14 protein-coding genes are annotated in these 16,028 nt (G+C 70.6%); 7 read left to right on the top strand and 7 right to left on the bottom strand.

The genetic code is table 11. From position 1 onward, the window contains the following. Positions 1–111 precede the first annotated feature (111 nt). The 5 genes from AC0KXF_RS08880 to AC0KXF_RS08860 are packed head-to-tail and all read left to right on the top strand — an operon-like array spanning position 112 to position 5,990. A complete protein-coding gene (locus tag AC0KXF_RS08880) occupies positions 112–1,101 on the top strand; it encodes an NUDIX hydrolase (protein ID WP_473108834.1) in 990 nt (329 codons plus the stop codon). Further along, positions 1,101–2,438 (top strand): quinolinate synthase NadA, encoded by a 1,338-nt coding sequence (nadA, locus tag AC0KXF_RS08875; RefSeq protein WP_473108833.1) that lies wholly within the window; start codon positions 1,101–1,103, stop codon positions 2,436–2,438. Before AC0KXF_RS08880 ends, nadA begins: the two co-directional genes overlap by 1 nt. Beyond that, a complete protein-coding gene (locus tag AC0KXF_RS08870; protein ID WP_473108832.1) occupies positions 2,435–3,961 on the top strand; it encodes an L-aspartate oxidase in 1,527 nt (508 codons plus the stop codon). The genes nadA and AC0KXF_RS08870 overlap by 4 nt, the downstream gene beginning before the upstream one ends. Further along, positions 3,955–4,803 carry a carboxylating nicotinate-nucleotide diphosphorylase gene (nadC, locus tag AC0KXF_RS08865; RefSeq protein ID WP_473108831.1) on the top strand — a complete coding sequence of 283 codons (849 nt, stop codon included), beginning with the start codon at positions 3,955–3,957 and terminating at the stop codon, positions 4,801–4,803. The genes AC0KXF_RS08870 and nadC overlap by 7 nt, the downstream gene beginning before the upstream one ends. After that, entirely contained in the window at positions 4,800–5,990 is a 1,191-nt protein-coding gene (locus AC0KXF_RS08860) for a cysteine desulfurase family protein (protein WP_473108830.1), read from the top strand. Before nadC ends, AC0KXF_RS08860 begins: the two co-directional genes overlap by 4 nt. A 38-nt stretch (positions 5,991–6,028) precedes the next feature. Here AC0KXF_RS08860 and AC0KXF_RS08855 read toward each other — a convergent pair whose 3' ends face one another. Together AC0KXF_RS08855 and AC0KXF_RS08850 are read right to left on the bottom strand one after the other, a co-directional pair. Beyond that, positions 6,029–7,303 carry a DUF4192 family protein gene (locus AC0KXF_RS08855; protein ID WP_473108829.1) on the bottom strand — a complete coding sequence of 425 codons (1,275 nt, stop codon included), beginning with the start codon at positions 7,301–7,303 and terminating at the stop codon, positions 6,029–6,031. 307 nt (positions 7,304–7,610) lie between these two features. Beyond that, complete coding sequence (locus tag AC0KXF_RS08850) at positions 7,611–9,386, bottom strand: FAD-binding protein (RefSeq protein ID WP_473108828.1); 1,776 nt, start codon at positions 9,384–9,386, stop codon at positions 7,611–7,613. Between the two features lie 78 nt (positions 9,387–9,464). On the opposite strand from AC0KXF_RS08850, the gene AC0KXF_RS08845 reads away from it, so the two are divergent. Then, complete coding sequence (locus AC0KXF_RS08845; RefSeq protein ID WP_473108827.1) at positions 9,465–10,397, top strand: LysR family transcriptional regulator; 933 nt, start codon at positions 9,465–9,467, stop codon at positions 10,395–10,397. A 9-nt stretch (positions 10,398–10,406) separates the two neighbouring features. Here AC0KXF_RS08845 and AC0KXF_RS08840 read toward each other — a convergent pair whose 3' ends face one another. From AC0KXF_RS08840 to AC0KXF_RS08830, 3 genes are read right to left on the bottom strand one after another with little or no spacing between them, the layout of a single operon-like run. Beyond that, a complete protein-coding gene (locus AC0KXF_RS08840; protein WP_473108826.1) occupies positions 10,407–11,090 on the bottom strand; it encodes a DNA alkylation repair protein in 684 nt (227 codons plus the stop codon). Continuing rightward, complete coding sequence (sufU, locus tag AC0KXF_RS08835) at positions 11,087–11,557, bottom strand: Fe-S cluster assembly sulfur transfer protein SufU (protein WP_473108825.1); 471 nt, start codon at positions 11,555–11,557, stop codon at positions 11,087–11,089. The genes AC0KXF_RS08840 and sufU overlap by 4 nt, the downstream gene beginning before the upstream one ends. After that, positions 11,554–12,861: an aminotransferase class V-fold PLP-dependent enzyme gene (locus AC0KXF_RS08830; protein WP_473108824.1), complete on the bottom strand. Its 1,308-nt coding sequence runs from the start codon at positions 12,859–12,861 to the stop codon at positions 11,554–11,556. Before AC0KXF_RS08830 ends, sufU begins: the two co-directional genes overlap by 4 nt. Before the next feature lie 129 nt (positions 12,862–12,990). On the opposite strand from AC0KXF_RS08830, the gene AC0KXF_RS08825 reads away from it, so the two are divergent. After that, positions 12,991–13,653, top strand: a complete 663-nt coding sequence (locus AC0KXF_RS08825; protein WP_473108823.1) for a trimeric intracellular cation channel family protein — start codon at positions 12,991–12,993, stop codon at positions 13,651–13,653. Positions 13,654–13,700: 47 nt separating this feature from the next. Here the strand turns inward: AC0KXF_RS08825 and AC0KXF_RS08820 are convergent, their stop codons facing one another. Both AC0KXF_RS08820 and AC0KXF_RS08815 read right to left on the bottom strand, forming a co-directional pair. Beyond that, positions 13,701–14,972: an MFS transporter gene (locus tag AC0KXF_RS08820; RefSeq protein ID WP_473108822.1), complete on the bottom strand. Its 1,272-nt coding sequence runs from the start codon at positions 14,970–14,972 to the stop codon at positions 13,701–13,703. A 22-nt stretch (positions 14,973–14,994) separates the two neighbouring features. Continuing rightward, positions 14,995–16,008: a DsbA family protein gene (locus AC0KXF_RS08815; RefSeq protein WP_473108821.1), complete on the bottom strand. Its 1,014-nt coding sequence runs from the start codon at positions 16,006–16,008 to the stop codon at positions 14,995–14,997. Positions 16,009–16,028: the final 20 nt, after the last annotated feature.

The following is a 16,028-nucleotide window of genomic DNA, read 5'->3' as shown; positions in this document are numbered from 1 at the left end:
TCTTCTTGTGTCTTCTTCGGTGGTGTTTCGGAGGAAATTGACTTATGGTCACAATGACCATAAGTTGGACGGGGCTCGGAATCCTCCGTGCCCGGCCGAAGGGGGAGAACGGTGCTCTACGAGAACGCGAGCGTGAGCGAGCGGCGTACGATGCCGCCCGCGGTCGCGGTTTCGACGGTCGCCTTCGCCCTGCGCCCTCCGGAGGGGTCGCTCATCGGCGATGGGTCTTGCGCGGATGACGTATCGCACGCGGATGACGCGCCGCCCAGCCGAGCGATCACGCTCTGGCTGCCGCTCGTGCGCCGGACCCGCGCTCCGTTTCGGGGCAGGTGGGCGCTGCCCGGGGGCCCGACTCGCTGGGACGAGACCCTCTCGGACACGGCGCTGCGAACGCTGCGAGCCGCGGTGCTGCGGGATCCCGGATACCTCGAACAGCTCTACTCCTTCGGGGGAGTCGAGCGCTCCGCCGAGGCGCAACGTCTCGTCACCATCGCCTACTGGGCGCTGTACGGCGAGAGCGACCTCGCCGAGTCGCCCACCCCGGTTCCTGAGCCCGGCGCTGCTGCGCAGAACGGGGACCGCTCGCGGCGCTGGGACGATCCGGATCCCGCGTCTCCGCCGGCGTCGCCGGAGCCGGGGGACACCACGCCGGGGGACACCACGCCGGGCGATCCCGACCCCAATGTCGCCTGGTTCTCGGCCGACAGGCTGCCGGAGCTTGCGTTCGATCACGCCGAGATCGTGGCCTACGCCCTCGCGCGCCTGCGCTCCAAGACCGAGTACGAGGCCCTCGCCCACCGTTTCCTCGGGTCGACGTTCACCCTCACCAGGCTCCGGGCCGTGACCGAGGCGGTGCTCGGGGAAACCGTGGACCCAGCCAACTTCCGCCGCCAGGCGCTGGCGCAGGGCAACCTCGTCGATACCGGCGAGGTCGAGACCGGCGGGCGGCACCGGCCCGCCCGCCTCTATCGATTCCGAGGGAGCCCATCACCGGGGCACCTCGAACATTCTGATCGGCTCGCCGGGCCTCGTGGCTCGGTGCAGCCGACCCAGCCGGGAGGGCGTGCTCTGCCGGACGAACCGCTACCGAGGAGCGCATAATGACGAGCGTGCAGGAACTCATCCGGGCGGCTGCTGAGCGCGAGAGCGCGACGCGGCCCCCGCAGAAGCCGGAGGGCGCGCAGGCGTCTCACCGCCGACCCATCGCGCTGCGCGCGACCGGGCTGTCGAGTTGCGACTCGGGGCTGGCTCGGGACCCGTGGGCGATCGACCGGGCTCCCGGTTACGGACCGGGCGCTTCGGTGGAGGATACGGCTCCCGGGGACGCTCCGCGCCAGGGGCCGCTTCCCGCTCGCTACACCGACGCCTCCGAGGAGCAGCTGCACGAGTGGATCGCGGCGGCCAAGCAGACGCTCGGGGACCGCGTGCGGATTCTCGGGCACTTCTATCAGAGGGATGAGATCGTGCAGCACGCCGATTTCGTCGGTGACTCCTTCATGCTGGCGCAGGCCGCGAAGGCCCACCCCGAAGCCGAGGCGTTCGTGTTCTGCGGGGTTCACTTCATGGCCGAGACCGCCGACATCCTGTCGGAGCCGTCGCAGGCCGTGGTGCTGCCGAACCTCGCCGCGGGCTGCTCGATGGCCGACATGGCGACGATCGAGCAGGTCGAGCGCTGCTGGGAGGATCTGACCGCGGCGCTCGGAACCGATCCAGATGACGGGCTCGAGCCCGTCATCCCCGTCACCTACATGAATTCCTCGGCTGCGATCAAGGCGTTCTGCGGCCGTAACGGGGGCATCGTCTGCACCTCGTCGAACGCGCGCACCGTGCTCGAGTGGGCGTTCGAGCGAGGTCGGCGCGTCGTCTTCTTCCCCGACCAGCACCTCGGCCGCAACACCGCGAAGGCGATGGGCATCACGGAGGACCTGATGCCGCTGTGGCGGCCGCACCTGCCGCTCGGCGGCAACACCGTCGAGCAACTGCGCGAGGCCCGGGTGATCCTCTGGAACGGGTTCTGTTCGGTGCACAAGCGCTTCACCGTCGAGCAGATCGAGCGGGCACGATCGGAGTACCCCGGTGCGCGCGTGATCGTGCACCCGGAGTGCCCCGCGGCCGTCGTCGAGGCCGCCGACGGAGCCGGTTCGACGGAGTACATCCGCAAGCAGATCGAGGCGGCCGCGCCCGGCGATGTGATCGCGGTCGGCACCGAGATCAACCTCGTGAACCGGCTGCAGGAGCAGCACCCGGAGCTGACCGTGTTCTGCCTCGACCCCGTCGTGTGCCCCTGCTCGACCATGTATCGCATTCATCCGGCGTATCTCGCGTGGACGCTCGAGGCGCTCGTCGAGGGAGCGGTGCCGAATCGCATCACCGTCTCCGATGACGTGGCCGACGATTCACGCATCGCCCTCGAGCGCATGCTCGCGGCACGGCCGTGATCGTCGTCATCGGCGCGGGGGTCGCCGGCCTCTCGTCCGCGCTCGCCGCGGCTGCGGCGGGCGCGGAGGTCGCCCTCGTCGTGCCGGGTTGGCTGCGCCCGAGCCTCGAGGGTGCTGCGGCGGGCCTCGAGGATTCTGCGGCGGGCCTCGGCTGCGCGGGCGGCAGCACGGTGCTCGCACAGGGAGGCATCGCCGCTGCACTCGGTGCGGATGATTCCCCCGAGCAGCACCTCGCCGACACCGTCGCCGCGGGAGTCGGACTCGTCGATGCGGAGGCGGCGGGAGTGCTGGTCGACGAGGGCGCGAGGATCGTGCGCGGGCTGCTGCGCGACGGGTTCGCCGCTGACCTCGACGCCGCGGGCCGCCCGGCGCTCGGGCTCGAAGCCGCGCACGGGCGCGCTCGCATCATGCACGCGGGCGGTGATCGCACCGGGGCGGTGCTGCACGCCCACCTCTCGGCGCGGGTGCTCGCCGATGCGGAGGCGGGGCGGATCGAACTGATCGAGAACCGCACCGCCGTCGCGCTGACGAGCGGTTCGGGGGCGGCGCAGGGCGTCGTATTGCGGTCTCTTTCGGGGGATAGCGCCCTCGAGAGCAGACGCGCAGACGCCGTGGTGCTCGCGACGGGTGGGTACGCCGCGTTCTACGAGCGCTCGACGAATCCCGCCTCGTCTCGCGGGGAGGGCGTGGTGCTCGCGGCCCGAGCCGGCGCAGTGGTCTCGGATCTCGAGTTCGTGCAGTTCCACCCGACGGTGCTGGATGGTTCCGGTCTCCTCATCTCGGAAGCGGTGCGCGGTGCTGGGGCCGTGCTGCGGGACGGGTCGGGATCCCGCTTCATGGCGGGCCGGCACCCGCTCGCGGAGCTCGCGCCGCGGGACGTGGTGTCGAGGGAGATGCATCGAGCGATGCGGCTGCGCGGTGAATCCCGGCTTTGGCTCGACGCCACCGGTATCGAACGAGAGGGAGGCTCGGGCGCGCTCGCCGCACGGTTCCCCGGGATCAACGCCGCCCTCGCGGAGCGCGGCCTCGACTGGACGCGCGAGCCGATTCCCGTTTCACCCGCGGCCCATTACACGATGGGAGGCGTGGCCGCCGACCTGCGGGGCCGCAGCACGGTGCCCGGCCTGTTCGTCGCCGGGGAGACGGCGTCGACCGGCGTGCACGGGGCCAACCGGCTCGCCTCCAACTCCCTGCTCGAGGGCCTCGTCTTCGGGCGTCGCGCCGGCTTGGCGGCGGCCGCCTTCGCCGGGAAGCGCGATGCCTGGAAGCTCGACGGACGCGGGATGCGCGACCTGGTCTCAGCGGCTGTACCGGGGGTGATCGCCGCCGACCCGGGATCGAACCCTCTCGGTGACATGATCGCCCTCGCCGTCGCTGCACGAACAGAATCGCGTGGGGCGCACCAGAGGAGCGACGCCCCGCAGACCGATCCCGCCCAGGCCCGCCGACGCGGGTTCGCCCTGGCCTTCGCCGCACCGCCGACCATCGAACCCGCCCAGCAGAGGAGCCTCGCACAATGCTGACCCCCCGCATCATCGAGTCGGTCGTGCGCACCGCTCTCGCCGAAGACGCCCCCTGGGGCGACCTCACCGTCGAGCTCGCGATCCCCGAGGGGGCGCGCATCGACACTCGGCTTGTGGCCAGGGAGTCCGGGGTGTTCGCGGGTGGCCCCCTCGTCGTCGAGACGTTCCGGCAGCTCGACACACGGATCGAGGTGACCGCGCTCGCCGCGGAGGGGGAGGTGTTCAGCGCGGGCCAGTCGCTCGCGCGCATCGCCGGACCCGCGCGCGGCGTGCTGACGGGCGAGCGGGTGGCTCTCAACCTCTGCCAGCGCTTGAGCGGTATCGCTGCGCTCACCGCGCGATACGTCGCTGCCGTCTCCCACACCGGTGCCCGCATCGCCGATACCCGCAAGACGACGCCCGGACTGCGCGCACTCGAGAAGCACGCGGTGCGCGCGGGCGGAGGAACGAACCATCGCTTCGGGCTCTCCGACGCGATCATGGTGAAGGACAACCACCTCGCCGCTCTCGGCGCCATGGACGATGAATCGACCACAGCGGCGTTGCGGGAGCTGCGCAGTCGGGCGGGCCACACCGTCTCGATCGTGGTCGAGGTGGATCGACTCGAGCAGATCTCGCCGGTGCTCGCAGCGGCTCCGACCGGCATTCTGCTCGACAACTTCTCGATCGAGGACCTCCGCGAGGGGGTGCGGATGATCGACGGCCGAGCGGTCGCCGAAGCGAGCGGAGGTGTGAACCTCGAGACCGTCGCGCAGATCGCGGAGACCGGCGTCGACATCATCTCCGTCGGTCGGCTGACGCACGGTGCGCAGGCGCTCGATCTCGGCCTGGATACCCCGTGAACCTCGACGAGTCGCACTCGCGATACCTCGATGCCGCGGCCACTGCGCCATTGCGCCCGGAAGCCCGTGCGGCGATGCTCTCGGTTCTCGACGCTGGACAAGCCAACCCGTCGAGCGTGCATCAGGCCGGATACCGCGCGCAGCAGACCCTGGACGCCGCTCGCGCAGGGATCGCGAACGCCCTCGGCGCGCGCACGGACGAGGTGGTGCTCACCTCTGGCGGCACGGAGGCCAACAACCTCGCGGTGATCGGCCTCGCGCTCGCTGGCCCGCGCGGGCGCCATATCGTGACCACGCCGATCGAGCACCCCTCCGTACTCGAGAGCTGCCGCTTCCTGCAGCGCCTGCACGGGTTCGAGCTGAGCCTGGTGCCCGTCGATACCGACGGGCGCGTCGATCCGGCGGATGTCGCCGCCGCCCTCCGGGAGGACACGACGCTGCTCACGGTGGGCCTCGCGAACGCCGAGGTGGGCACGGTGCAGCCGCTGCCGGAGATCGCGTCGCACGCCCGCGCTCTCGGGGTGCGGGTGCACACCGACGCGGTGCAGGCCGCGGCGTCTCTGCCCGTATCGTTCGCGAGCGAAGGCGGCTCCGATGCCGACCTCAGTCCCGCCTGGCCCGGCGCCGCGGTCGACGCGATGAGCGTGGCGTCGCACAAATTCGGCGGGCCGCAGGGTGCCGGAGCACTGCTCGTGCGCGCGCGTCTGCCCCTCGAGCCGCTGCTGCACGGAGGCGGGCAGGAGGGCGGGCGGCGTTCGGGAACGGAGAACGTGGCTGCGGCAGCGGGTTTCGCCGCTGCCACCGAATCCGCCGCCGCCGAGATCGGCACCCGCGCTCTGGCTCTGGCCGAGAGCAGGGACCGCTTGGTCGAGCGGGTGCTCGCCGAGGTGCCGGGGGCGCGTCTGACCGGTCACCCCAGCGAACGATTGCCGGGTCACGCCTCGTTCGTGATCGCCTCCGCGAGCGGGGAGTCGCTGCTGGTCGCGCTCGATGCCGCCGGCTTCGCGGTCTCGTCGGGTTCGGCCTGCGCGGCGGGTCGGGATGAGGTCTCGCCGACGCTGCTCGCGATGGGGTTCTCTCCCGGGCTCGCGCAGACGGCGATCCGATTCACTCTCGCGTCGCCCCTCGGCGAGGGCGCTATCGATCGCATCGTCGCGGTGCTTCGGGCCGAGGTCCGGGTGCGCTGAATCCGCGCTCCGGTGGAACGCGCCCGCCTTCCGGCGCATCAGGCCGCGCTCGCAAGGAGAGCCGGGTGGATCGAGCGGAGATCCGAGACGAGATGCCGTGCCATGAGCGCGAGCTCGTTTCCAGGTTCGATCTCGAGCGCCTCATCCAATTGACGCAGAGCGACGCTTTGCGAACCGCTCAACCACCACAGCCAGGCGCTGAGAGCGAAGAGCGCCGGCTTCAGCGGCCGCGGGGTCTCGGCCAGCACCTCGAGCAGTCGGTCGCGCAGTGGCCCCAGGCGGTCTCGCTCGGTGAAATCCGGGCAGACGGTGGCGAGAACGCGCCACACCGACCAGCCGGGAGCGAGGGCGGCCTCGGGGCCGGAATCGAGATCGATAGGAATATCGATGAACTGCGACGGTCCGATCTCCTCTGCGAGCTCGACAGGGAAGAGCGGTCGAGTGAGTATTCCCAGTGCGAGCAGCAGCCAGCGATCGGGAAGCTGGGCGCAGCGGATCAGACGTGCTGACATGTCGGGTGAGAGTTTCTCGGCCTGAGCGGTGCTCCGCAGCGCCTCGGTCACCTCCGCTGTATCGAGCATCCAGGAGTACGCCTCGGGCGGCGCCGGATGCCTCGCCTGCTCGGCCATGATCGTCTCGAAGTCGCGGCGGCCGAGAGCGCTGCTCCTCCGAAGCTTGGGAGATTTCAACCTGAACGTCGAAGGGACCCGGGCCGGAGCGAAGGGCGGTATCTCGTCGAGCGCCTCCCGCACCTCCTCGCATCGATCCTGCTCCGCTTCAGGCACCACGCCGAACTCGGCGAGATCGCGCGGAACCTCGCCGCGCAGCTGGGCATCCAGCCTGATGGGGCTCTCCGCGATCTCGCTGAGCGGGCGGCCCGCTCGCGGGGCTGCAGGATCGAGGAAGCCGATCCATCCGTCGGGCGCGAGGCAGCACAGCTCTCGCAGGCCGATCTCCTCGTCGATCAGACGGCGTTCGATCCGCCGCGCGAGGGCGCTCCACGGAGGGCCGCCGCACTCGGCGAAGGTGCGGGAGCAGGTGATCGCGATCGCGGGCGCCGACTCGCTCGTGACATCGAGCTCGTGCAGGATGTCGCAGATGAAGTCGAGCAGAGGATCGACCTGCTCGGCACTCTCGTCCTGCGGGAGATCGATGCGTATCGCCCGGCCGGTGCGCGAACCGGAGAACAGGATGACGAAGAGGCTGTCGGTGGCCGTGTACCCGATGAAGTGCGGCAGCGCTGCCAGGAAGTCTGCGGTGCTGCGGCACTTGAGCACACGGGGCGAATCGGAGGGGAAGTCGGTTCGGTTCATGCACCGATCATGCGTCGCGGGGAGCGGAGGTATCGGGTTATGCACAGGCGCCAGGCCGATTCGGGTGAGATTCACCCGAATCGGCCGATTGTGAGCGAAGTTCCGATCCGTCCTCCGGCGCGGTGCGCGTGTCCCTTCTTTCGGATGCTGCCACTCATTCGGATCGGATCGTTGGAGTTTCATCCGAAGAACGGGTGAGATCCGAACGAAGGGACGGGGAGAGGAGCATCGAGGGACGGGGAGAGGAGTATCGAGAGACGGAGAGAGGAGCATCGAGGGACGAGAAGAGGAGCGGAGCGCCCTCGCCCTACTCCACGAGCTTGCCCTCGACCGATGTGTCGATGTCGTCGTGGGCGAGCTTGCGGAATGAATCAGGTGCCTCCGCCACGCGCTCGAAGGTCACGCCGCTCTCCGGGGTCCAGACGAAGCTGCCGCGCAGCGCCTCGTCCTGCTCCGGGAAATCGGATCGGTTATGGCATCCCCGGGTCTCGCGGCGCTCGACCGCGCACTCGAGGGTGGCGCGGGCGGCGAGAAGTGAACCGTCGAGATCGAACGCGTGGGCGAGGTCGTCGAAGCCCGCGATGTCGGGGTGCACCCCGAGACCGGAGGCGCGATCCTCGATCGCCCCCAGCTTCTCAAGACCCTCGCGCAGCCCCGCCTCGCTGCGCACCACACCCGCGTGCTCGGTCATGAGGTCGCGCACGGCCCGCTGCAGCAGGCGCGGGGTCTCGGTGCCCTTGCTCGAGAGCAGCGCCCGCATCTCGGCCCGCGCCTCGGCAACGGCCTCTGCCGAGCGCGTCACCCTCGTGAGCCCCGAGACGTACTCGGCCGCGTCGGTGCCGGTGATGCGCCCGTACACGAGCAGTTCGATGAGCGAGTTGCCGCCGAGACGGTTCGCGCCGTGCAGACCGGAGGACGCCTCCCCGATGGCGTAGAAGCCGTCGACGCCGGTGCTGTGGCTCTCGGCGTCGACCCAGACGCCTCCCATCGAGTAGTGCGCCGTGGGAGCGATCTCGATCGGCTCCTCGGTGATGTCGAGCATCTGCAGGTCGATGAGCGTGCGGTATACCCGGGGCAGCTTCTCGAAGATGGTTTCGCGCGGCAGGTGCGAGACGTCGAGGTAGACGCCGCCGTTCGTCGTGCCGCGCCCCTCGATGATCTCGGTGTAGCTCGCGAGTGCGACGCGATCGCGGGTCGAGAGCTCCATCCGCTCGGGGTCGTAGCGCTCCATGTAGCGCTCGCCGAGGGCGTTGCGCAGGATGCCGCCCTCTCCGCGCGCCGCCTCGGAGACGAGGGTTCCGGCGGCGTCGGCGGGTTCGAGGATGCCCGAGGGGTGGAACTGCACCAGCTCGGCATCGCGGATCCTGGCGCCCGCGAGGGCCGCGAGACGGAAGGAGTCGCCGGTGTTCTCGTCGCGTCGGGAGGAGGTGTTGCGCCAGATGCGGTTGTGCCCGCCCGCTGCGAGGATCACGGCGTCGGCGTGGATGAGCACCGGGGTGCCGTCGACGACGTCGAAGCCGTAGGCGCCGAAGATCCTGCCGTCCGCGGCCAGCAGGCGGGTGATGTAGATCGTGTCGACGATCGGCACCTCGAGCTCGCGGGCGCGGCGCAGCAGCGTGCGCTGGATCTCGAGGCCGGTGTAGTCGCCCGCGTAGCAGGTGCGGCGGTACTTGTGGGCTCCGAAGAAGCGCTGGCTGATCCGCCCGTCCGCCTCGCGCGCGAAGGGCATGCCCCAGCGCTCGAGATCCTCGATGCCGCGGGCCGCGTTCTTGGCGACGACCTCGATGATCGCGGGATCGCCGAGGAAGTACGACTCGCGCAGGGTATCGGCGGCGTGCTGCTGCCAGCTGTCCTCGGGATCGACCGTGCCGAGGGCCGCGTTGATGCCCCCGGCTGCGAGCGTGGTGTGGGCGTCGTGCTTGCGGCGCTTGCCGACCGCGAGCACCTGCACGCCCCGCTCGGCGAGCTCGATCGAGGCTCGCAGGCCGGCGCCTCCGGTGCCGATGACGAGCACGGAGGTCGAGAGCAGGCGCTCGGAGCGCGCAGAAGCAGGAATGTCGGTGGTTGCTGCGATGGTGTTCATGCGGACCACGCTAGGCACCCGCGTTCGATTACTCCAATGAATAGATCTGATCATAACGATGCAGGTACGCTATGGGATATGAATCTCGACCAGTTGCGCGGCTTCGCGGAGGTCGCCCGCACCGGGCACTTCACGCGCGCCGCCGAGCGCCTCCATCTCGCTCAGCCGTCGCTGAGCCGCCAGATCGCCGGCCTCGAGCAGGAGCTCGGGGTGGAACTGTTCCATCGCGCTCGCGGTAACGTCGCGCTGACCGCCGCGGGGGAGCGCCTGCTGCCGTTCGCGCGGCGCATGCTCGCCGACGCCGACACGGCGCGCAGCGAGATGGCCGAGCTCGCGGGTCTCAAACGCGGTCGTATCCGGCTGGGCGCGACCCCGACCCTGTGCACGAGCCTCGTGGCGGAGGTGCTCGCCGAGTTCCGAGGGAGGCATCCCGGCGTCGACATCGAGATTCTGGAACGCGGATCGCGCAGCCTCATCACCGCGCTCATGGAGGGCGCGCTCGACCTCGCACTCATCGTGACGAGCGTCTCCTCGGGGGCGGCACGGGCGGTGCTGGAGCGGGAGCCGATCCTGCGGGAGCGATTGGTCGCGGTCTCGGCGGCGGACGGGCCGGATCCGTTCGCCGGTGCTGCTCCCGTGAACCTGGAAGCGCTGGCCGACGTGCCGCAGATCGTGTTCCCCGAGAACTACGATCTGCGCGTCGCGATGGATGCAGCCTTCCGCAGCGCCGGGCTCGCTCCGGCGGTGGCCGTCGAGGGCGCCGAGATGGACGCGGCTCTGAGCTTCGCGGAGCGGGGCGTGGGGGCCGCCGTGGTCCCGGCGATGGTGGCGGCGGATCGCGCCAAGCTGCGCGTCACGACCCTCGAGGGCGACGGCCTCACGCGCACGATCAGTATCGCGCGTCGCAGCGACATGACGCCCACGCATGCTGCCGCCGCCATGCAGGTCAGCATCCGTCAGGTCGCGGACCGGCTCGCCGACGCCGAGGGGGATCTCCTGGCCCGTGCGTGAGACTCGGGATCAACCCTCCCGGCGCGACACGAGTTCGGCGATCGCGAGGGGAGCGTACGGCGACGTGCAGCCGGGCGGGGTGGGGTAATCCTTGAGCACCTCCAGGCGCTCGGCGATCGAAATGGCCCGTTCGCGGTACTCCTCGTGGCAGACGCCGATCTGCGTGAGGCACCAGTTCATCGCCCACTGCAGCCGATCCGGAGCGCTGCCCATGCCGAACTCGATCACGTTCAGCAGCCCGGGCAGATCCACGCCGTCCGGCTGCTTCATGACCCGCTCGGTCGTGAGTTCCCAACCGGCGCTCGCCACCACGGGGTCGTCGTCCATGAGCCAGATCAGGCGCAGCGCCTCGGCGTGCGGGCTCTTCTTCACGATGTAGTTCACGAGCCAGCCGTGCACCTTCGGAACGTATGCCTCGCGCAGCATGGAGTCGAGCTGAGCCTGCGTGAACACGCGGGGCTTGCCGATGAGAGTGGCGACGAGCCGAGCGGGCGTGTATCCCGTGGCCCACAGCTCGAGGGCGACATCCTGGTTCTTCTTCAGCGGCTTGGCCACCTCGCGCAGCCGGGTGAGGTTGACCCCGTGGTCGTCACCGTGCTTCTCGTTGACGGCGCGCACCTTCGGATCCTCGAGCGCCTCGAGCGCCGCGACCACCTCTGCGGCGGTGCTGTCGATCGTGACGGGGGTGCTCACGCCCGCTGCCCCTCGACCTGGCGCAGATCGGCCTCGAGCGCGACCCAGCCGAGCATGGCGCACTTCACCCGCATCACGAACTTCGCGACGCCCTGCAGCGCGACGGCGTCGCCCAGCAGCTCCTCGTCGGGCTCACCCTCTCCGCGGGCCTGGATCATCTCCCTGAACGCGGCGATGCGCTCCTGCGCATCCTCGATCGTCAGCTGCTCGTCGCGCACCAACTGAGACAGGATCGACGCAGAGGCCATCGAGATGGAGCAGCCCTGACCCTCCCAGGCGAGTCGCTCGATGCGGCCGCTCTCGGGGTCGACCGCGATCGAGAGATCGATCTCGTCGCCGCAGCTCGGGTTGAACTCGTGGTGCGAGGCGGTGAGGGCGCCCTCCGAGGCCTCGAGTGCGCCCTTGCCCACGGGCCGCTTCGAATGATCGAGGATCAGCTCCTGGTACAGTCCGTCGAGCGCGCTCATGCCGCAGCCTCCACTCCGAAGTACCGCTGGGCGCCGCGGAGCGCGTCGAGGAAGCGATCGATCTCGTCCTCGGTCGTGGTCAGATGCACGCTCGCGCGGGTCGACGAGGCGATGCCGAACGCCCGGTGCAGCGGCTGGGCGCAGTGGTGCCCGACTCTCACGAGCACGCCCTGCTCGTCGAGGAACTGGCCCACGTCGTGCGCGTGCAGGCCCTCGACCGACACGGACGCGAGCGCGATCCGCTGCGCCGGATCCTGCGGTCCGAGCAGGCGCACCCCGGGCGTCGCCTCGATCCCGTCGACGAGTCGCTCGACGAGCTCGTGCTCGCGCGCCGCGGCCCGCTCCATACCCGCTTCCGTCAGGAAGCCGACCGCCGCGCCCAGGCCGACCGCCTGCGAAACCGGCTGCGTGCCGGGCTCGAAGCGCATCGGCGGCGGCATGAACTGCGCGGATTCCATCGTCACGCGGGTGATCGCGGATCCGCCGGTGCGAGACGGCGGCAGCGCAGCGAGCAGTTCGGGTCGTCCGTAGAGCACGCCGATGCCGTTCGGCCCGAGCATCTTGTGGCCCGAGAAGGCCGCGAAGTCGACCCCGAGGGCGTCGAGATCGACCGGGATGTGCGGCACCGACTGGCAGGCGTCGAGCACCGTGATCGCGCCGACGCCGCGAGCCAGGTCTGCGAGTTCGGCGACCGGGGCGACGAAGCCGGTGACGTTGGAGACGTGCGCGAAGGCGAATACGCGGGTGCGCTCGTTCAGGGCCTCGCGCGCGTCGTCGACGGTCCAGGTGCCGTCCTCGCGCACGGGGATGTAGCGGAAGGACGCCCCGGTTCGGGCGGCGAGCCGCTGCCACGGAATGAGGTTGGCGTGGTGCTCGGCCTCGGTGACGAGGATCTCGTCGCCGGGTCCGATCGCGAATCGTTCGCTGCCCGGCACTCCGAGTTCGGGACTCGCGCTGGCCTCGCCGATCCCGAGCGCCACGATGTTCAGCGCGTCGGTCGCGTTCTCCGCCCACACGATCTGCTCGGGGGTCGCCGCACCCACGAAGCGCGCGACCGCGGCGCGCGCGCCCTCGAAGGCCTCGGTGGCGGCCCCGACGGCGCCGCTCGTGCCGCGGTGCACCGCGGCGTTCGCGGTCTCGAGGAAGCGCCGTTCGGCGTCGAGCACCGCAGTCGGGCGCTGCGAGGTGGCGGCGGCGTCGAGGTAGGCGGGCGGCCGCGGGCTCCCCGCCTGCAGCGCGAAGTAGGGGAAGGCCGCGCGTAACTCGGCGACCTCCGCGGGAGTGAGAGCAGACATGTTCTCCATTCTTCCACCCGGGCACATGCCCGTGGAACCGGTACAACGTCGACGCCCGATCCGATATTCCAACAGATGGGGCCGTGGCCGGCAGACGCGAGCCGACGTCCGAACCGTGTTCGCCGGTAGAATCGGCCCGTGCCGAGCGACGTCGTCTACGAGATCCTGCAGCTTTCCGGCATTCTCGCATTCGCGATCTCCGGTGCCCTCGTCGGTGTGCGCCGACGACTCGACATCCTCGGCGTGGTGGTGGTCGGCTCCTTCACCGGTGTCGGCGGCGGGATCGTGCGCGACATGCTGCTGGGAGTGCACCCGCCCGTGTCCTTCACGCACTGGCCGAACCTCGCGGTCGCCGTAGCGGGGTCGCTCGCGGTTTTCTTCGTTCACCCCGGCATCACGCGCATCCGCCACTTCGAGGTCGTGTTCGACGCGTTCGGTCTGGGCCTGTTCTCGGCGAACGGAGCGGCAACCGCGCTCGCCGCGGGCCAGACTCCGCTCACCGCGATCCTCGTCGGCACGATCACCGCGATCGGCGGCGGCGTGATCCGCGACGTGCTCGTCAACACCGTGCCCGGTGTGCTCACGCGTGAGCTCTACGCCGTGTCGGCTCTGCTGGGGGCGGGAATCGCGGTGGCGATCATGGCGCTCGGCGGCGGGGACGGCCTGGCATCCCTGGTGGGAGGAGCCGCGGCGATCCTGCTGCGCCTCACCTCGGTCGCGCGCGGGTGGCACCTGCCCAAACCGCGCATCGGCCGGGAGCGGAGCCCCGGTGACTCGCAGGAGGCTCCCGGAGAGGGCTGAGCAGCGCTGAGGACCGCGGGCCCGGCGCCTCAGAGGCCGACGAAGGCTCAGTCGAGGTCGACGGGACCGGTGCTCAGCGAGGGCTCGGGTCCGGCGGGCGTGAGCATCCAGTTCACCGCACCGGCGACCACGGCGAGCACCGCCGAGACGAGCGGCAGCAGCAGCGCGGCCCGCGTGCCGGCCTCCGCCGAGACGACCCCCGTCACCGCCGCCGCGATGGACTGGCCCACCATCAGCCCGGATCCGAGCATGGTCATCACCGTCGCCGAGCGGCCCTCGGGGCTGCGCCGCGCGCCGAAGCTGTAGAGGGTGACGAGCAGCGGGCCGATCCCGATTCCCATCATCGCGAGGCTCAGCAGCATGCGCGGCAGGTCCTCCGCGGTCTGCAGTAGAGCGGTGCCGGCCAGGATCATCAGCGCGAAGACCAACCAGCGCGCTCGCAGCGTGAAGCGCGGGGGCAGCAGCGCCACGCCGATGGCGAAGATCGCGGATCCGATGCCCATCACGCCGTACACGAGGCCGGCGCTCTCGGCGTCGCCGCGATCCTGCATGAACGACGTGAGCGATGTCAGCATCGAGCCGAAGAAGAAGCCCACCGTGACGATCCCGAACACCGTGATGAGCAGCGCCGGCCGCCACAGCTCCGAGACGGGGCGGAGTGTGGCGGCGCGCTCCTCGGCGGTCTTCGCGGGGGCGCTCGTGCGGTGCGCGGCGAAGGCGGTGACGAAGCAGAGGGTGAGGATCGCGGCTCCGGCGATCGGAGCCCACGCCCCCAGCGTGGTGGCGAGAGCTCCGACGGCGACGGGGCCGAACACGAAGATGACCTCGTCGGCGGCCGACTCGTAGGCGAGCACCGTCGAGAACAGGCGGGGCCGGCGCTCGCGCGGCAGGTCGTTCGAGATGATCGTGACGAGCCTGGAGCGCGACATCGGGGAAATCTGCGGCACGGTCGCACCGACGGCGAACGATGTGAGGAACAGCACCCAGGTCGGAGCCGGGCTGAACGCGACCCAGGCGAGCGCGCCGAGCATGACGCTGTTCACGGCTCCGGCGATGAGCAGCGTGGGGCGCTGCCCGAAGCGGTCTGCGGCGGCACCGATCAGCGGGCCGATCACGGCGATGCCGAGGCCGACCATCGCCGAGTTGAGACCGCCGAGCTCGACGGAACCGCGCGCGGACACGACGAGGGTGAGCACGCCGATCACCATCATGGCGAAGGGCAGCCTCGCCACCAGCGCGACCGGGTAGTAGAGGATGCCGGTGCGCGAGGTCAGCGTGGGAGCGGGCTGCGGAGGGCTCTGCCGAGGGGGTGCATGCATAGCCGACCGAGTCTAGCAGCGGTCAGCCGAGTTCGACGCCCTGCTGCTCGAGGAACGCCTGGAAGCTCGCGCTGTCGCCCGGATCGCCCGGGTACGGCACGCCGTCGACCAGCACGAGCGGGGTACCGGTGACCATGAGCTCGGGATCCACCGCTCCCGGCACCGGGTTCGCGAACACCCAGTCGTTGAGGGCCTGCGTGAACGGCACGAAGCGCTCCTGCTCGATGCACGAGCTCGCATCGCCGTTCAGGCCGCCGGTCGCGCGGTCGAGTTCGTCGAGGATCGCCGCGTTGTCGTGCCCCGGTCCGTTCTCCGCGGGCTGGAAATCGGGGTCGATCAGCGCGCTGTGCGCCCGCCACGCCACCTCCGGCTGCGCATCGGCCACGCACGCGAGGGCGCCGGCAGACCGCGAGGAGTAGTAGCTGCCCTGGGACACTCGATCCAGGAAGGTCAGCGGGTGCAGCTCGAGCACCGCACCGCTTCCCTGCACCGCCCGCTCGAGCGTGGCCGCGTTCGCGTCTTCGAAGCGCGCGCAGAAGGGGCAGCGGTAGTCGAGGTAGACGCGGATGTGGTGCTGCGCCCCGATCTCCGAGGCGTCGAGCGGCACGGGCAGCGCGTTGTCCTCGGGTGCCTCCGAAGCGATGACGCCGATCCCGTCACCCTCGTCATCCCCCGAGAACAGCACGCCGCCCGTGACCATGTTCGCCGGCCACTCGACCGCCCCGCTCTCCGACGAACCGTCGTCCGGGGCCTCAGCGCGCGAGTCGTCTTCCTCGAGCGGCGCGGCGGCCGGTCGGTCGCCGCCCGCGCCCGACCCGAGCTTCGCCGAGACGTACCAGACCATGAGCCCCGTGAACAGCAGCGCGACGAGTGCGGCGGCGATCCAGATCATCGCGCGCTTCTGCCCGCGATCCCCTCGACCCGCCGTCTCCGCGTCAGCGAAGGGGTTCGCCGGCGGGGCTCCGAGGCGTTCGGGCTCCCGAGGGTCGAGGGGATTCTGGGACCCCTGGGGATCCGGGGCAGACGTTTCGCTCATGCCCCACATTCTGGCAGCAC

The sequence above is a fragment of the Leucobacter holotrichiae genome (assembly GCF_055791005.1).
The sequence above is the reverse complement of the archived record's forward strand: the minus strand, read 5'-3'. Positions and strand labels throughout refer to the sequence as shown.

What these genes read in the sequence shown, in the direction of transcription:
- nadC (WP_473108831.1), top strand. Translation starts at nt 3,955, where the DNA reads ATGCTGACCCCCCGCATCATCGAGTCGGTCGTGCGCACCGCTCTCGCC.
- AC0KXF_RS08830 (WP_473108824.1), bottom strand. Translation starts at nt 12,861, where the DNA reads ATGGAGAACATGTCTGCTCTCACTCCCGCGGAGGTCGCCGAGTTACGC.
- sufU (WP_473108825.1), bottom strand. Translation starts at nt 11,557, where the DNA reads ATGAGCGCGCTCGACGGACTGTACCAGGAGCTGATCCTCGATCATTCG.
- AC0KXF_RS08820 (WP_473108822.1), bottom strand. Translation starts at nt 14,972, where the DNA reads ATGCATGCACCCCCTCGGCAGAGCCCTCCGCAGCCCGCTCCCACGCTG.
- AC0KXF_RS08845 (WP_473108827.1), top strand. Translation starts at nt 9,465, where the DNA reads ATGAATCTCGACCAGTTGCGCGGCTTCGCGGAGGTCGCCCGCACCGGG.
- AC0KXF_RS08855 (WP_473108829.1), bottom strand. Translation starts at nt 7,303, where the DNA reads ATGAACCGAACCGACTTCCCCTCCGATTCGCCCCGTGTGCTCAAGTGC.
- nadA (WP_473108833.1), top strand. Translation starts at nt 1,101, where the DNA reads ATGACGAGCGTGCAGGAACTCATCCGGGCGGCTGCTGAGCGCGAGAGC.
- AC0KXF_RS08815 (WP_473108821.1), bottom strand. Translation starts at nt 16,008, where the DNA reads ATGAGCGAAACGTCTGCCCCGGATCCCCAGGGGTCCCAGAATCCCCTC.
- AC0KXF_RS08850 (WP_473108828.1), bottom strand. Translation starts at nt 9,386, where the DNA reads ATGAACACCATCGCAGCAACCACCGACATTCCTGCTTCTGCGCGCTCC.